We start from the raw sequence: 14524 nt of genomic DNA, 5'->3' as shown, positions 1-14524 counted from the left end.
ATGTCCGACATCGCACGCCAGGTCCGATCCGAACGCCGTCGCTGGGCTCGCCCCGGCAGTGTTCACGATCGCGTGGTGCAGGTGGCGCAGGTCGTGCTGCCGATGGGGATCGGGGTGTTGGCGGCGTTTCTGGTGATGGCACCCTTGTTCATGGGTGGCGACGTTTCGTTTCTGCTCGACAAGAACAAGGTTGAGGTCGCGCAGGAACGGATGCGGACGACCTCGGCGTCGTATCGCGGTGCCGATGCGAAAGGTCAGCCCTTCGCGTTGACCGCGGGCTCCGCCGTCCAGCAAAGCTCTGCCGAACCGATCGTCCGGCTCGACGATCTCGCCGCGGGCATTCAGCTTCCCGATGGCCCTGCGCGCATGAAGGCTGAACGTGGGCGTTACGATATCGAGCAGGAACGCGTGATGGTCGATGGGCCGATCGAGTTCAACGCCGCCGACGGATACCGGATGGATACGCGCGACGTGACCGTCGATTTGAAGACGCGCCAGATGCAGAGCGCAGGGCCAGTCACCGGATCGACCCCGATGGGCAATTTCTCGGGCGATCGGATGCGCGCCGATCTTGAAGAAAGAAACGTGCGATTGGAGGGAAATGCCCGCTTGCGGATTTACCCCGGACGCACAAATTAAGGTCGATCATGAAACGGCTCCGCACCCGCACGATCATCGTCCTTTCCGCGCTGGCGACGACCGCGGCGATTGCTGCGGGTGGGGCGACCGCGCAGCAACAGCATAATTCGAACGCCCCGATCGATTTCGCCGCGCAGAATATCGAGCTTCAGGACCGTGCCAATCGCGCCATCCTGTCGGGCGGGGTCAAAATCACCCAGTCGAACATGACGCTCGACGCCAACCGCGTGACCGTCGCCTATACCGGCGCGGTGCTCGACGGAAATCCGCAGGTGTCGCGGCTCGATGCGGCGGGCGGCGTGACCGTGGTCCGCCCCAACCAGCGCGCCAGCGGCCAATATGCGGTGTACGACCTCAACCGCCGCGTCATCACGATGGTCGGTGGCGTGACGCTGAACGAGGGGCCGAACGTCATTCGCGGCGGACGGTTGTCGATCAATCTCGACAGCGGACGCGCGGTAATCGACGGATCGGCGACGGGTGGTTCGACCACCGCGCCCGACGGCAGCGTGACGCAGGGCGGCGGGCGCGTGACCGGGCGCTTCTCGGTCCCCGACCGCGGCGAGTAACGCCGGTCGGCGATCGTGCGGTTCGGGCGGATGGTCCGCTTGCCGCTTTTCTGTGGCTCCTAAGCACGGCATACTAGCCAAAGCGACGGTCATGCAATAAACCTGCCAATCTGCCGCGCAAGCGCCATGAAGGGGATTAAATGGATCAGGTCACGACGCTCGACACGATGGAGGCGGTGCACGAAACCCCGCCCGCCGACGGGCTGGCGGTGGTGTCGATCGCCAAATCCTATGACAAGAAAATCGTGCTGTCCGACGTTTCGATGTCGGTCGGGCGCGGCGAAGTCGTCGGGCTGCTCGGCCCCAACGGCGCGGGCAAGACCACGAGCTTCTATTCCGTGATGGGGCTGGTGAAGCCCGATGCGGGCCGGATCATGCTCGACGGCGCCGACATCACCGGCCTTCCCATGTATCGCCGCGCGGTGCTGGGTCTGGGCTATCTGCCGCAGGAAACCTCGATCTTTCGCGGGATGACGGTGGAGAAGAACATTCTCGCCGTGCTGGAACTGGCCGAGCCGAACAAGGCGGCGCGGATGGCGCGGCTCGACAAACTGCTCGACGAATTCGGCCTGACCCGGTTGCGGTCGTCGCCCGCGATGGCGCTGTCGGGGGGCGAGCGCCGCCGCGCCGAAATCGCCCGCGCGCTGGCCGCCGACCCTACGATCATGCTGCTCGACGAACCGTTCGCCGGCATCGATCCGATCTCGATCTCCGACATTCGCGATCTGGTGAAGGATCTCAAAAGCCGCGACATCGGCGTGCTGATTACCGACCATAATGTCCGCGAGACGCTGGAAATCGTCGATCGCGCCTACATCATTTATGATGGCCGCGTGCTGTTCACGGGCTCGCCGGAGGAATTGGTGGCCGACGCCAATGTCCGGCGGCTTTATCTGGGTGAGGGGTTCACCCTTTAGCGCGATGGGTACAACCGTCCCCCAACTCCGTTCGTCCCGAGTAGCCTTCGAGCTTGTCGAGAAGGCGTATCGAGGGAGGGGTGACCACGAGAGAGCTTGTCTCGATACAGGCTCTCGACAAGCTCGATCCCTACTCGACACCAACGGGGAGTGGGGAGCGGGGGTGAAGCCATGAGCCTCGCGCCGCGCCTCGATCTGCGCCAGTCCCAATCGCTGGTGATGACGCCGCAGTTGCAGCAGGCGATCCGGCTGCTCGCGCTGTCGAACCTTGAAGTCGAAGGCTTCATCGCGGAAGAGATCGAAAAAAACCCGCTGCTTGAATCGGGCGAGCGCGACGAGGGCGAGCCCGCGCGTGAGCCAGAGAGCGATTTCGAGGCCGAAGCCCCGCCCGAACCTCGTGACAGCGCCGAATTGATCGAACGCGGCGATGTGAGTGGCGAAACCTCGATCGACGCCGATTTCTCCGCCGAAACCTTTCACCATGACAGCGCATCGGATTCTGTCGGCAGTCTCGACGGATCGCTCGGGCTGTCCGGGACGTCCAGCGGTGGCGCAGGGGAAGACGGCCCCGATTTCGACAGCTTCGCGGCGCCCGACATGAGTCTGGCCGAGCATCTCAACCACCAGGCGGGCGAAACCCTCTCCGGCCGCGCCTTGTTCATCGCCCAGCATCTGATCGATCAGATCGACGAGATCGGCTACCTGCGCGCCGACCTGCTCGACGTGTCGCAGCGCCTCGGCGTCGCGCTGGCGGAGGTCGAACAAGTGCTGGCCGTCATCCACGGCTTCGATCCCACCGGTGTCGGCGCGCGCAGCCTGTCCGAATGCCTGGCGATCCAGGCGCGCGAGGCCGATCGCTACGACCCGTGCATGGCGGCGTTGATCGACAATCTCGAATCGGTCGCGCGCGGCGACATGGCGCGCCTCCGCAAGATTTGCCGTGTCGATGACGAAGATTTGGCGGACATGATCCGCGAGCTGCGCGATTACGACCCCAAACCCGGCTGCCGGTTCGGCGGCGAGCCGAGCCAGGCGGTGGTCCCAGACCTGTTCGTGGCGCGACGCGGGCAGGGATGGGGAATCGAGATCAATGCCGCGACGTTGCCGCGCGTGCTGGTCAACCGCGCTTATTATGTCGAACTGTCGGGCGGCAAGCAGGACAAATCGTCAAAGGCATGGCTCAGCGACATGCTCGCCAGCGCCAACTGGCTGGTCAAGGCGCTCGACCAGCGCCAGCGCACGATCATCAAGGTCGCGAGTGAGATCGTGAAACAGCAGGAGGCGTTCTTCCTCCACGGCGTCGCGCATCTGCGCCCGATGACGCTGGCGCGCGTGGCGGATGCGATCGAGATGCACGAATCGACCGTCAGCCGCGTTACCAGCAACAAATATCTCAGTTGCGCGCGCGGGCTGTTCGAACTGAAATATTTCTTCACTTCGGCCATCCAGTCGGCGGACGGCGGCGACGCGGTGTCGGCCGAAGCGGTCAAGGCCGCGATCCGCACGCTGATCCTGGCCGAAGACCCCAAGAAAATCCTGTCCGACGATACGCTGGTCGATCTGCTCAACGCCAAGGGCTTCGACATCGCGCGGCGCACGGTAGCCAAATATCGCGAAGCGATCGGGTTCGGCAGCTCGGTCCAGCGCCGCCGTCAAAAGGCGCTTCAGGGCGTCGGCTGACCCCCGAATGCCGTTATGGCGAAGGGAAAATGGTGCTGCCGGTGAGGATTGAACTCACGACCTCAGCCTTACCAAGGATGCGCTCTACCACTGAGCTACGGCAGCACTCGCTGGCCATCGGCCGGGCGGGAGCGGCCTATTCGCCGCCCATGCCGCGATTGTCAACCCGCCGCCTTGCGCGCTAGGGCGAAAAGCATGAACGCAAAGGACGAACGCGCGGAACGCCTGGCGGCACGGCTGCGCGAGAATTTGCGGCGGCGAAAGACTCAGGCGCGTGCGGTGCGCAGCGGGGAGGGCGAAGCCGGGACGTCGCCGGACGATGGGAGCGCGAAAGAGCGCGGCGATTGAGCCACAAGTCTTCGCCGCCGCCATCCATCTCCGTTTGTTTCGAGCGAAGTCGAGAAACGTGATCTGCGCGCTTGCCGCGCGTTTCTCGACTTCGCTCGAAACAAACGGGAGTTGGGGAATGATCTGACGCTCTTATCGCGGTCGGTGCTCGGTCCCCATGCCCGCCGTCACGAACAGCGCCGTCGCTTCTCCCGCCACATCGGCGGTGTGCCACACGCCGGGCGGGTTGATCGCATAATCGCCGGGGCCGAGCGTCACCGTCTCCACCTTCCCGTCCGCCAGTTCCTGATGCAGCGTCATCTCGCCGTCCACGCACACCACCAACTCGTCGCCCGCCGGGTGCATTTCCCACGACTCCCAATCCGCGTCGAAGCGGTAGAGGCTGACCAGCCGCCCTTTCGCGCCGTCGCTGGCGGTGCGCGCCGCATAGGCGTCGTACCATGCCATGCCGTCAAAGCTCGGCTGGGCCTCGGCTTTCGCACCGAGGCCCAGATGGACGAACCGGTCGAACAGCGACGGCGCGGGCGTCATCCGATTGCCGCGCATTTGGCCTCGAGCCAGCCGCGCTCTTCGGCGTCCAGTTGCGGGCCGATCAGCGCCAGCACCTTCGCGTGATAGCCATCGAGCCAGGCCTTTTCGCGGTCGCTCAGCAGCGACGGCTCGATCAGATCGCGTTCGATCGGCGCAAAGGTCAGCGTCTCGAACCCCAGCACCGGCTTTTCCGCGCCCTCGACTTCGATCGGCACCGTCAGGATCAGGTTCTCGATGCGAATGCCATATTCGCCCGCTTTGTAATAACCGGGCTCGTTGGACAGGATCATGCCCGCGCGCAGCGGCTCGGCAGGGCCGCCACCGGGATAGTTGGGCGCGGCGATCCGCTGCGGCCCTTCATGGACCGACAGATACGCGCCGACCCCGTGGCCGGTGCCATGCGCGTAATCGAGCCCGACTTCCCATAAGGGCGCGCGCGCAAAGCCGTCGATCTGGCCGCCGGTCACGCCTTCGGGGAAGCGTGCGGTGTCGATCGCGATATGGCCGCGCAAAACCCGCGTGAAGCGGTCGCGCATTTCCGCGGTCGGCGGCCCCACGGGGACGACGCGGGTGATGTCGGTGGTCCCGTCCTCATATTGCCCACCGGAATCGACCAGATAGAGCTGGCCGCGCTCGATCCGGGCGTTCGATTCTTCGGTCACTTTGTAATGCGGGCTCGCGCCATGCGCGCCGGTGGCCGAGATGGTGTCGAACGAAATGTCTTTCAGCGCACCGGTCGCCTCGCGAAATTCCTTGAGCTTGGCAGCCGCAGTCAGCTCATCGGTTTCGCCCGCGGGCAGCACCTCTTCGCACCATTTGAGGAAGCGGACGATCGCCGCGCCATCGCGCGCCTGTGCTGCCTTGTGCCCGGAAATCTCGACCGGGTTCTTGATCGCCTTGGCCAGCACCGCCGGATCGCGGACCGACAGCACCTTCGCGCCGCCCCCTTCCAAGCCATCGAAAATCGCGGCCACCGCGCGCTCGGGATCGGCAGCCACGCGCTTGCCCGCAAATTGCTTCAGCGCCTCGCCGAAGCTCAGCCGGTCGCGAACGCGCACCGCATTGCCCAGATGCTGGGCGACCGCATCGGTCATCTTGCCCGGATCGACAAACAGCTCCGCCGTGCCGTCGGCATGGACGATCGCATAGGAAAGTGCGACCGGCGTGTGAGTGACATCACCGCCGCGGACGTTGAACACCCACGCGATCGAATCGAGCGCCGACAGGACCACCGCATCGGCCTTTCGCTCATCCAGCCAGGTCGCGATGTCGGCACGCTTTTCCGCCGAAGATTGCCCCGCCGACTGATTGTCATAGACCGCCAGCTTGGCATCCGAAGGCGAGGGGCGGTCGGCCCATACCCGGTCGATTGGATTGGTCGCTACCGCCACCAGTTCGGCACCCCGCTCGGCCAGCGCCTTGGTCGCCTCCTTCACCCAGGCGCTGGTGTGCAGCCACGGGTCGTACCCGATCCGCCCGCCCTGGGGCGCATTCTCGCCCAGCCAGTCGGCCATGCTGGTGCCGGGCACCGCGACATATTGCCAGTGATCCGCCGACACCTGCTCGCGTACCTGCAACGTGTAGCGCCCGTCGGTGAACATCGCCGCCGCCTCTGGCAGCACGATCGCCGACCCGGCCGACCCTTGGAACCCCGTCAGCCACGCCAGTCGCTGGGCATAATCGCCGACATATTCGGACATATGCTCATCGGTCAGCGGCACGACGAAACCGTCGAGCGCGTCCGATTTGAGCTGGGCGCGCAGGGCGGCAAGACGGTCGGCGTAACTGGACATCAAATTCTCCTTATGCGTGCCAATGTAGCCCGTCGGACGGCCAATTTCCATCGAAGCAACCGCGCCTGCGCGCACGGCAAAGATTCTTGCGGGAATGCAACGAAAGTGACATGATGATGTCATCGAACTGTAACCAAACAGTCGCGAAGATGACTTGATGCAGGAGAGGGCGATGAAGACTCTGTTGATCGCAGGCGCGATGCTGGCGCTCCCCATGACCGCTACGGCGCAGGAACGAAGCGATCGTTTCGCGCATAGCGCCATCGAGCGCGGCGATTACGCTGCCGCCGAACGCCAGTTGAAGCGCGAAGCGCGCGTATCGGCCGACCGTCCCGAAGTGTTGCTCAACTTGGCGGCGGTCTATGCGATGACGCAGCGCCCCGACGAAGCACGCGCGCTTTACGAACGCGTGCTGTCGATCGACGAGGTTCGCATGGCGCAATCGGCCGACCGCGTCGCCGGATCGCATCGGATCGCCGAAGTCGGGCTGGCGCAACTGGGGCGCTGATCCCCGCGAGCGGGTTGCGCTGCGACATGGTTTCGACGCAATGACTGCCTAACGCGGGCATTGTTCGCGTGGGGCGTGGTGTCATCCCGACCCGCCATTGCCGGGTCTGAGGTCGTTTGTCCCAAGCCGTTATCGACAATGATGATCTGAAACCGGGGCGTTACCGTCCCGGTGGCGAGCGGCGTCCGATTGCGCTGGCGCTGACGATCGCCATCCAGGCGCTGGTCGTCCTGTTGTTGCTGAAGGTCGCGCCGACGATCCCGTTCGTGGATAAGGTCGGCGAAAGCCTGGCGACGTTCAACGTGAGCCCGGACGACACCCCCGCACCCGCACCGGAAGCCGCCGCCGAGGAGCCTGCGAGCGAGCCGGCTCCTGCCGAGACGCTCAGCACACCACCCGTCGAAGTCGTCGAACCGCCACCCGAGCGGATCGATACGCCACCCGAAACCCCGCCGGCTGCGCTGCCGTGGATCGAGCTGACACGCGAACAGATGGCGTCCGCCGACAATGTGGTCCGCACCCCGCGCACCGCGCCGTCTGCTGCCCGCGCAGGTCCGCCAGCACCGACGTACGGCCCGGTCGGCAATGGGCGCGGGCGCGCGGGCGATAGCGAACGGGTCGAGGGTAGCGGCCCCAATGGCGAGCCGCTCTACGCCGCCTCCTGGTATCGTCGCCCGTACCCGGACGAACTCAGCGGCTTCCTGTCAACGGCGCGCGGCCCCGGCTGGGGGCTGATCGCGTGCCGCACGGTCGCCGATTTCCGCGTCGAGGATTGCGTCGCGGTCGGCGAATCGCCGCAGGGGTCGAACATCGCCCGCGCCGTGTTGGCCGCCGCCTGGCAATTCCGCGTCCGCCCCCCCCAGATCGGCGGACGATCGCAAGTCGGCGAATGGGTGCGGATCAGGATCGATTACGATCTGCGGCGGGAATAGCCTCTTGGCCCCCCGTTGTCGGCAATGGCTTTCCGCTCGGGTGGCCATATCGAGTTCGCGGCCCACCCCAATCACTTCGTCACCCCGGACTTGTTCCGGGGTCCACTAAGCCGCTTGCGCTCCGTCGAACTTTCGAGCGGTTCGGCTGCCGCCCGGTGGACCCCGGCACGTCGGCCGGGGTGACAGAGTGGGTGGGGCTGTCGGTCTGTCTCTACGACGACCAATCCCAGACCCCGGCTGGAAATGTAGGATTTCCTCTGATCTAACCCTCAGCGATGGCGCCCCACACCACCCGTTTCGCAATCGCACAACCGACTCGTGTCGCGGCAGCGGCGCGTCACCGTCGCCGCGCCCGCGAAAACGTGCGATCGTGTCAACCTTGTCAACTTGTTCAGGTTCGTTCGCCTGTCGGTAGTTCCGATTTCCCGCTGGTTGGTCTAGTCGGGCGGCCATGAACGATCTCCCCACGCCCCCCATCGCCGCCGTCCGCTCCTCCAGCTTCACCGCACACGGCCAAACCGTATCCGACGATTATGCGTGGCTGAAAGATGCCGGTTATCCCAATATCGAGGACAAGGACGTGCTCGCCTATCTCGAGGCTGAGAACACCTATTACGAAGCCGTGATGAGGCCGCACCAGCCACTGGTCGACCGGCTGTTCGAGGAGATGCGTGGGCGGATCAAGGAGGACGAGTCCACCGTTCCACAGCGCGACGGCGACTGGATTTACTGGACCGCGTACGAGACCGGCGGCGAATATCGCAAATGGTGGCGTAAGCCTGTGGGTGGCGGCGACGATCAACTGATCCTCGACGAAGTCGCGCTCGCTGAGGGCAAGGAATATTTCTCGCTCGGCGCGTTCTCGGTCAGCCCGGACGGCAACTTGCTTGCCTATGCGGTCGATGACAGCGGGGCCGAACGGTTCGAGGTTCGGGTCAAGGATCTGCGCACCGGCGAAGACCTGCCCGATGTAATACCCGGCATGTTGTCGGCGATCGTCTGGGCGTCGGACTCGAAACGCTTCCTCTACTGCCTCGCCAACGATCAGTGGCGCACCGACAATGCGTGGCTGCACGTCATGGGGACGCCCGTCGCTGACGATGTGAAGCTGTACCACGAAGACGACGAAGGCTTCCGCGTCGGCGTCAGCGAGACGCATTCGAGGCGGTTCCTGGTGATCTCATCGGGCGATCACGTCACCAGCGAAGTGCGGCTGATCCCTGCAGACGACCCCACCGCCGATCCGATCCTGGTCGCCGCGCGCCAGGAAGGCCGCGAATATGACGTGGAGGAGCATGACGGGACGCTCTTCATCCACACCAACGACACCCACCCCAATTTCCGGCTCGCGACCGCGAGCGTGGACGCGCCGGGCGAATGGTCCGAACTGATCGCGGCCTCGCCCGATTTTTACATGACCGGTGTCGCGACCTTCAAGGAACTGTTCGTGATTGAGGGGCGCAAGGCCGGGCTCGATCAGATCTGGCTGCACGATTATGCGGGCGGCGCACCGAAACAGATCGAGTTTGCCGAGGAAAGCTATGTCGCGTCGCTCGGCGACAACCCCGAATATTCGGTCGACCGGCTGCGGCTGGGCTATGAATCGATGGTCACGCCGGGGACGGTGTACGACTATCACCTGAGCGACGGGCGGCTCGAGGTGCTGAAGGTTCAGGAAATCCCCAGCGGTTACGATCCCACCCGCTACGCCACCGAACGCCTGTCGATCACCGCGCGTGACGGGACGGAAGTGCCGTGTTCGATCGTTTATCCCGCGGACTTCCCGCGCGATGGGTCGGGCAAACTCTATCTCTATTCCTACGGCGCGTATGGCTATGCGATCCCGCCGGGCTTTTCGACCAGCCGCATGTCGTTCCTCGATCGCGGCGTCGCCTTTGCCATCGCGCATATCCGCGGTGGCGACGATCTGGGCCAGCAATGGTATCTCGACGGCAAACTGACCAAGCGCGCCAACACCTTCAACGATTTCGTCGATGTGGCGAAGGGGCTGATCGAGCGCAGTTATACCTCGGCGGGCCAGATCGCGATTGCCGGGCGGTCGGCGGGCGGCGAGTTGATGGGCGCGGTCGTCAATTCCGATCCCGATCTGTGGGCGGTGGTCGTTGCCGACGTGCCGTTCGTCGATGTGCTCAATACGATGATGGACGACAAATTGCCGCTGACGCCGGGCGAATGGCCCGAATGGGGCAATCCGATCACCGATGCAGCGGCGTTCGAGCTGATCCGCGGCTATTCGCCCTATGACAATATTCGCGCCCAGGCCTATCCGCCGATGTTCATCTCGGGCGGGCTGAACGATCCGCGCGTCACCTATTGGGAGCCCGCCAAATACGCCGCCAAGCTGCGCGCGATGAAGACCGACGACAATGTGCTGGTGCTCAAAACCAATATGGGCGCGGGGCACGGCGGCAAATCGGGGCGCTGGACGGGGTTGAAGGAATCGGCCGAGGAAATGGCGTTCGTGATGTGGCAATTGGGAGTCGCGAACTGATGCGCGCGCTTGTCCTCGCCGCCGCGCTGCTGGGTACGTTCGCGGCTCCGGTTGCGGCGCAGACGCCGCCGGTGCCGGCCGCGCAGGCCGAGGCCCCGCGCACCATCCTGTTCATCGGCAACAGCTTTACCGAGGGCGCCAATTCCGCGGTGCTGCGCTATCGCACCGACAGCGTGACGCATCTGAACGGCGACCGTATCGGCGGCATCCCGGCGCTGTTCGCACGCTTTGCAGGACAAAAGCGGCTGAACTGGCGGATCGCGATGCACACCCATGGCGGCTGGACGCTGGCCCAGCATCTGCGCGAGCGCGGCGACCGGTTCGCCAAGCCGTGGGACGTGGCGGTGCTTCAGGAATATAGCACGCTCGACCCTCAGCGTCCCGGCGACGCGAGCGGCTATGGCACCGCCGTGCGCGACATGGCGGCACTGTTCGCCAAGCATAATCCGGCGGTGGACCTGTATCTGATGGCAAGCTGGTCGCGCGCCGACCAGATCTATCGCGCCGACGGCCCGTGGCGGGGCAAGCCCGTGGGCAGCATGGCCAGCGACCTGCGCGTTGCCGCCGACCGCGTCGCCGCTTCCAGTCCGGCGGTCGATGGCGTCATCCCGGTGGGCGAGGCCTGGACGCGCGCGATGGAGGCCGGCGTCGCCGATCCCAATCCCTATGACGGAACCAGTTACGGCCAGATCGACCTGTGGAGTTACGACCATTACCACGCCAGTGCAGCGGGTTCGTATCTGCAAGCGCTGACCATCTTTGGCCAGATTACCGGCATCGATCCGCGCACCCTGGGTCGCGGCGAAGCGGCGGCGGAGGAAATCGGGTTGTCGCAGGATCAGGCTGCGGCGCTGCAACGGATCGCGGCGGAAACGCTGGGCCTAACAGGCTAACCCCGCAACCACCCTCTCGAAATACGAAAAGGCGCGCGGCCAAGGGGGCAAGCCGCGCGCCTGTCGAGGGATCGGGTCCGTATGGACGGGCCGCAGGGGGGAACGACCGACCGCCCGATCCGTGAACCTCACCAATCGTCGGACCGCGCGCAAGTTGCAGAGCGGGCACGGTCCGGCACGCGCGACACGCCGAACGGGTGCCGTGATGCGCCGGAACGAGTCGGCACCGGTCGCAGCCGTGCGGCGTCAACATCTTGGTCATGCTCTGGCGGTTAGGTTCGGGGCGATGGCACGAAAACGATCCACCCACCGTCGCGGCTGGCATGCGGCGAATGACGGCGATCACGGGCGCGGCCGTGCGCGCGGCTGGCGCATGATCCGGGGCGCCGGGAGTATGCCGGTCAGTTGGGGCGAACTGCGGCTGGTGGTGCTGGGTGGGATATTGGCGGGGCTGAGCATCGCCGCGGTGCCCGACAAGTGGCTGAGAGGCCGCGCGCTTGCGGAAGGCGCGGCGGAAATCGGGCTGGCCGTGCCCGGCGCGGCCGCGGAAGCAGGGGCAGGGGCAGGCGATGTCGCCCATGCGCGGTTCGACCGCTGCTCCGGCCCGGTTCGCGTCAATTGCGTCGTCGACGGCGATACTTTTTGGATGGACGGAGAGAAGATCCGCATCGCCGATCTGAATGCTCCTGAAATCTCGAGCCCGAAATGCGCGTCCGAAGCGCGACTGGGCGCGCGGGCGACCGATGCGCTGATCGTCCAGCTCAACGCCGGCCCATTCGCGCTGGAGAGCATCGACCGCGACGAAGACCGCTATGGCCGCAAACTGCGCCGCGTCACCCGCGGCGGCGAGTCGGTGGGCGAGGCGATGGTCGGCGCGGGCGTCGCGCGCTGGTATGGCGCGGGGCGGCGGGGGTGGTGCTGAGGCCTGGTCCGGCCCGGACGGCGTTTGGAAAGTTAGTCGAAAGTTAGTCCAATGCGGAGGTCGCGGGAGGCGTGTGGACTATGCGGAGTTGGGTGCCGTTTCCCCACGCCTTGACGCCGCTGTCATGGCTCCCCGCATCCTGCCCGTCGGCAGGAAGGATCTAAGCAACGTAAAACGGTGTAGGACAGCGGAAATTGCGCCGCTTTTCCGGACGGGCGTCGGGGCGGCGGATACCACGCAGCTACGTCACCCCGGCCTTGTGCCGGGGTCCACCGCGCGGCACATCAAACGGTGATGAGAGAACGCGTCCCCTGCGTCTACATGCTCGCCAGTGGCTTTAACGGCACGCTCTATGTCGGCGTGACATCGGACCTGATCGCGCGCGTAGTCCAGCATCGCGACGGAAACCATGGCGGCTTTACTAAACGCTACGCCGTTCACTGGCTGGTCTGGTTCGAAATTGCCGCCACAATGGAAGCGGCGATCGCGCGCGAGAAGCAGGTCAAACGCTATCGCCGGGAGTGGAAACGCAACCTGATCGAGCGCGACAATCCGGCGTGGAATGATCTTGCGGAGGGGCTGGGGCTGGAGCCGTTGACGCCAGCGCGGTGTGGCGACGTGGACCCCGGCACAAGGCCGGGGTGACGGGGTTTCGTACCGCTCCTAAACCCAGCCGAACCGATCTATCCCGTGCGTGTGATACGAATCTGTCTAGATCATGGACTGATGTTGCGCTTTTGCTGCAAATAGAATGGGCGGGTGCCTAATGCGCCCGCCCACTCCCAGGCTACAATTCCAGAATTTTATTTCTTCTGGTTCTGGGACAGTACCGATCCCGCCAGAACCCTTGTTTCACGAGGGGTTGGTTTGTGGCCGGCGAGAACTCGCCCTGCGATCGACGATGGCCTTTTGCCGCTATCTCGCGGTGTAGGTGTCTTAGCCATGGTGATTAGCTCCTTTTGACATGTTGGAAATTTCCACATAACCAGGAGCCGTGAGCCGATGCCTTGGCACCGACTCACGGCAAACTGTTCAAGCTAATAAGACGGTTTGCCACATTGGGATTCTCCTAGCTCGTGCTCGCAGTTGACGCGATTGGTTGATCCGATGCTTTGGGAGCGTTGCAGCGCTTCCCTTGGCGGGTTTCCGGGGAGGTCTAGACCTCCCCGAATCTCTAAATTTCGCTCAGGCTTGTTTATTCCGCAGCCACCCCGGCCCGCGAGAACATATCCCCCTCGCCGCCGTCCGCGTCCTCGTTCGCAGGCGCGACAACCTTCGCCTTCTGGCGCTTGTCGAAGCTGTCCCACACCTCGTTCCAATTCCCCCGCGTCGCGCCCTTCGAATATTCGGTCGCGCGCTGTTCGAAGAAGTTGGCGTGTTCGACGCCGTTGAGCAGCGGGGCGAGCCAGGGGAGGGGGTGTTCGTCGATCATGTAGATAGGCTTCAGGCCGAGCTGCCCCAGCCGCCAGTCGGCAATGTAGCGGATGTACTTCTTGATTTCCTTGGGCGTCATGCCAGTCACCGGGCCCTGTTCGAACGCCAGATCGATGAACGCATCCTCCAGCCGCACCGTCGTCTGGCACATGTCCATGATGTCGCTCTTGACCGATTTGGTCAGGCAATCGCGCTCCTTGGTGAAGGCATGGTAGAGGCGGATGATGCCTTCGCAGTGGAGGCTTTCGTCGCGCACGCTCCACGACACGATCTGGCCCATGCCCTTCATCTTGTTGAAGCGCGGGAAGTTCATCAGCATCGCGAAGCTGGCGAACAATTGCAGCCCTTCGGTGAAGCCGCCGAACATCGCCAGCGTCTTGGCGATATCCTCATCGGTATCGACCCCGAAATTCTGCAGATAGTCGTGCTTGTCCTTCATCTCGGCATATTCAAGGAACATGCCGTATTCGCTTTCCGGCATGCCGATCGTGTCGAGCAGGTGGCTGTAGGCGGCGATGTGGACGGTTTCCATGTTCGAAAACGCGGCGAGCATCATCTTGACCTCGACCGGCTTGAACACACGCCCGTATTTCTCGTGGTAGCAATCCTGCACCTCGATATCGGCCTGGGTGAAGAAGCGGAAGATCTGGGTCAGCAGGTTGCGCTCGTGATCGGTCAGCTTCTGTGCCCAGTCGCGGCAATCCTCACCCAGCGGCACTTCCTCCGGCATCCAGTGGATTTGCTGCTGGCGCTTCCAGAATTCATAGGCCCAGGGATATTCGAAAGGCTTGTAGGTCTTGCGGGCTTCGGTGAGGGACATGGAACGCGCTCCTATACGGGCTGAAT

The 14524-nt window shown here is 64.4% G+C and carries 14 protein-coding genes and 1 tRNA gene; 11 read left to right on the top strand and 4 right to left on the bottom strand.

The window, feature by feature from the left end; all coding sequences use genetic code 11:
* The 4 genes from lptC to rpoN all read left to right on the top strand — a co-directional run bounded on the left by lptC (window position 1) and on the right by rpoN (window position 3805).
* A complete protein-coding gene (gene lptC, locus ENHY17A_RS04015; RefSeq protein ID WP_159710292.1) occupies window positions 1–639 on the top strand; it encodes an LPS export ABC transporter periplasmic protein LptC in 639 nt (212 codons plus the stop codon).
* An 8-nt stretch (window positions 640–647) separates the two neighbouring features.
* Entirely contained in the window at window positions 648–1208 is a 561-nt protein-coding gene (locus ENHY17A_RS04010) for an LptA/OstA family protein (RefSeq protein WP_159710290.1), read from the top strand.
* Window positions 1209–1348: 140 nt separating this feature from the next.
* Entirely contained in the window at window positions 1349–2125 is a 777-nt protein-coding gene (gene lptB, locus ENHY17A_RS04005) for an LPS export ABC transporter ATP-binding protein (protein WP_159710288.1), read from the top strand.
* Between the two features lie 171 nt (window positions 2126–2296).
* Window positions 2297–3805, top strand: a complete 1509-nt coding sequence (rpoN, locus tag ENHY17A_RS04000; RefSeq protein WP_159710286.1) for an RNA polymerase factor sigma-54 — start codon at window positions 2297–2299, stop codon at window positions 3803–3805.
* A 30-nt stretch (window positions 3806–3835) separates the two neighbouring features.
* Here rpoN and ENHY17A_RS03995 read toward each other — a convergent pair.
* A tRNA-Thr gene (locus ENHY17A_RS03995) sits at window positions 3836–3910 on the bottom strand.
* Window positions 3911–4000: 90 nt separating this feature from the next.
* On the opposite strand from ENHY17A_RS03995, the gene ENHY17A_RS03990 reads away from it, so the two are divergent.
* On the top strand, window positions 4001–4153 hold the full coding sequence (locus ENHY17A_RS03990; RefSeq protein ID WP_201296335.1) for a hypothetical protein: 153 nt from the start codon (window positions 4001–4003) through the stop codon (window positions 4151–4153).
* A 132-nt stretch (window positions 4154–4285) separates the two neighbouring features.
* Here ENHY17A_RS03990 and ENHY17A_RS03985 read toward each other — a convergent pair whose 3' ends face one another.
* Together ENHY17A_RS03985 and ENHY17A_RS03980 are read right to left on the bottom strand one after the other, a co-directional pair.
* Complete coding sequence (locus tag ENHY17A_RS03985; RefSeq protein WP_159714104.1) at window positions 4286–4684, bottom strand: cupin domain-containing protein; 399 nt, start codon at window positions 4682–4684, stop codon at window positions 4286–4288.
* The gene (locus tag ENHY17A_RS03980) at window positions 4681–6477 is read right to left on the bottom strand and encodes an aminopeptidase P family protein (RefSeq protein WP_159710284.1); all 1797 of its coding nucleotides are present in this window, start codon (window positions 6475–6477) and stop codon (window positions 4681–4683) included. Before ENHY17A_RS03980 ends, ENHY17A_RS03985 begins: the two co-directional genes overlap by 4 nt.
* Before the next feature lie 172 nt (window positions 6478–6649).
* Here ENHY17A_RS03980 and ENHY17A_RS03975 point away from each other — a divergent pair, with 172 nt between their 5' ends.
* The 6 genes from ENHY17A_RS03975 to ENHY17A_RS03950 all read left to right on the top strand — a co-directional run bounded on the left by ENHY17A_RS03975 (window position 6650) and on the right by ENHY17A_RS03950 (window position 12889).
* Complete coding sequence (locus ENHY17A_RS03975) at window positions 6650–6985, top strand: tetratricopeptide repeat protein (RefSeq protein ID WP_236547738.1); 336 nt, start codon at window positions 6650–6652, stop codon at window positions 6983–6985.
* 116 nt (window positions 6986–7101) lie between these two features.
* Window positions 7102–7917 carry a hypothetical protein gene (locus ENHY17A_RS03970; RefSeq protein ID WP_236547737.1) on the top strand — a complete coding sequence of 272 codons (816 nt, stop codon included), beginning with the start codon at window positions 7102–7104 and terminating at the stop codon, window positions 7915–7917.
* A gap of 451 nt (window positions 7918–8368) precedes the next feature.
* Window positions 8369–10429, top strand: a complete 2061-nt coding sequence (locus ENHY17A_RS03965; protein WP_159710282.1) for a S9 family peptidase — start codon at window positions 8369–8371, stop codon at window positions 10427–10429.
* Window positions 10429–11322, top strand: a complete 894-nt coding sequence (locus ENHY17A_RS03960; RefSeq protein ID WP_159710280.1) for a PEP-CTERM sorting domain-containing protein — start codon at window positions 10429–10431, stop codon at window positions 11320–11322. Before ENHY17A_RS03965 ends, ENHY17A_RS03960 begins: the two co-directional genes overlap by 1 nt.
* 286 nt (window positions 11323–11608) lie before the next feature.
* The gene (locus ENHY17A_RS03955) at window positions 11609–12244 is read left to right on the top strand and encodes a thermonuclease family protein (RefSeq protein WP_236547736.1); all 636 of its coding nucleotides are present in this window, start codon (window positions 11609–11611) and stop codon (window positions 12242–12244) included.
* A 294-nt stretch (window positions 12245–12538) separates the two neighbouring features.
* A complete protein-coding gene (locus ENHY17A_RS03950; protein ID WP_159710278.1) occupies window positions 12539–12889 on the top strand; it encodes a GIY-YIG nuclease family protein in 351 nt (116 codons plus the stop codon).
* Window positions 12890–13439: 550 nt separating this feature from the next.
* Here the strand turns inward: ENHY17A_RS03950 and ENHY17A_RS03945 are convergent.
* On the bottom strand, window positions 13440–14498 hold the full coding sequence (locus ENHY17A_RS03945; protein WP_159710276.1) for a ribonucleotide-diphosphate reductase subunit beta: 1059 nt from the start codon (window positions 14496–14498) through the stop codon (window positions 13440–13442).
* Window positions 14499–14524 lie beyond the last annotated feature (26 nt).

Origin of the sequence: Sphingomonas sp. AX6 (assembly GCF_902506605.1) — a bacterium.
In the GTDB taxonomy this organism is placed as follows: domain Bacteria; phylum Pseudomonadota; class Alphaproteobacteria; order Sphingomonadales; family Sphingomonadaceae; genus Sphingomonas.
This window is presented reverse-complemented; position numbering and strand designations above follow the sequence as displayed.

Coding starts and splice junctions, on each gene's coding strand:
- ENHY17A_RS03975 (WP_236547738.1), top strand. CDS start 6,650: ATGAAGACTCTGTTGATCGCAGGCGCGATGCTGGCGCTCCCCATGACC.
- ENHY17A_RS03955 (WP_236547736.1), top strand. CDS start 11,609: ATGGCACGAAAACGATCCACCCACCGTCGCGGCTGGCATGCGGCGAAT.
- ENHY17A_RS03945 (WP_159710276.1), bottom strand. CDS start 14,498: ATGTCCCTCACCGAAGCCCGCAAGACCTACAAGCCTTTCGAATATCCC.
- lptB (WP_159710288.1), top strand. CDS start 1,349: ATGGATCAGGTCACGACGCTCGACACGATGGAGGCGGTGCACGAAACC.
- ENHY17A_RS03950 (WP_159710278.1), top strand. CDS start 12,539: ATGAGAGAACGCGTCCCCTGCGTCTACATGCTCGCCAGTGGCTTTAAC.
- ENHY17A_RS03965 (WP_159710282.1), top strand. CDS start 8,369: ATGAACGATCTCCCCACGCCCCCCATCGCCGCCGTCCGCTCCTCCAGC.
- ENHY17A_RS04010 (WP_159710290.1), top strand. CDS start 648: ATGAAACGGCTCCGCACCCGCACGATCATCGTCCTTTCCGCGCTGGCG.
- ENHY17A_RS03985 (WP_159714104.1), bottom strand. CDS start 4,684: ATGACGCCCGCGCCGTCGCTGTTCGACCGGTTCGTCCATCTGGGCCTC.
- rpoN (WP_159710286.1), top strand. CDS start 2,297: ATGAGCCTCGCGCCGCGCCTCGATCTGCGCCAGTCCCAATCGCTGGTG.
- ENHY17A_RS03960 (WP_159710280.1), top strand. CDS start 10,429: ATGCGCGCGCTTGTCCTCGCCGCCGCGCTGCTGGGTACGTTCGCGGCT.
- ENHY17A_RS03980 (WP_159710284.1), bottom strand. CDS start 6,477: ATGTCCAGTTACGCCGACCGTCTTGCCGCCCTGCGCGCCCAGCTCAAA.
- ENHY17A_RS03990 (WP_201296335.1), top strand. CDS start 4,001: ATGAACGCAAAGGACGAACGCGCGGAACGCCTGGCGGCACGGCTGCGC.
- lptC (WP_159710292.1), top strand. CDS start 1: ATGTCCGACATCGCACGCCAGGTCCGATCCGAACGCCGTCGCTGGGCT.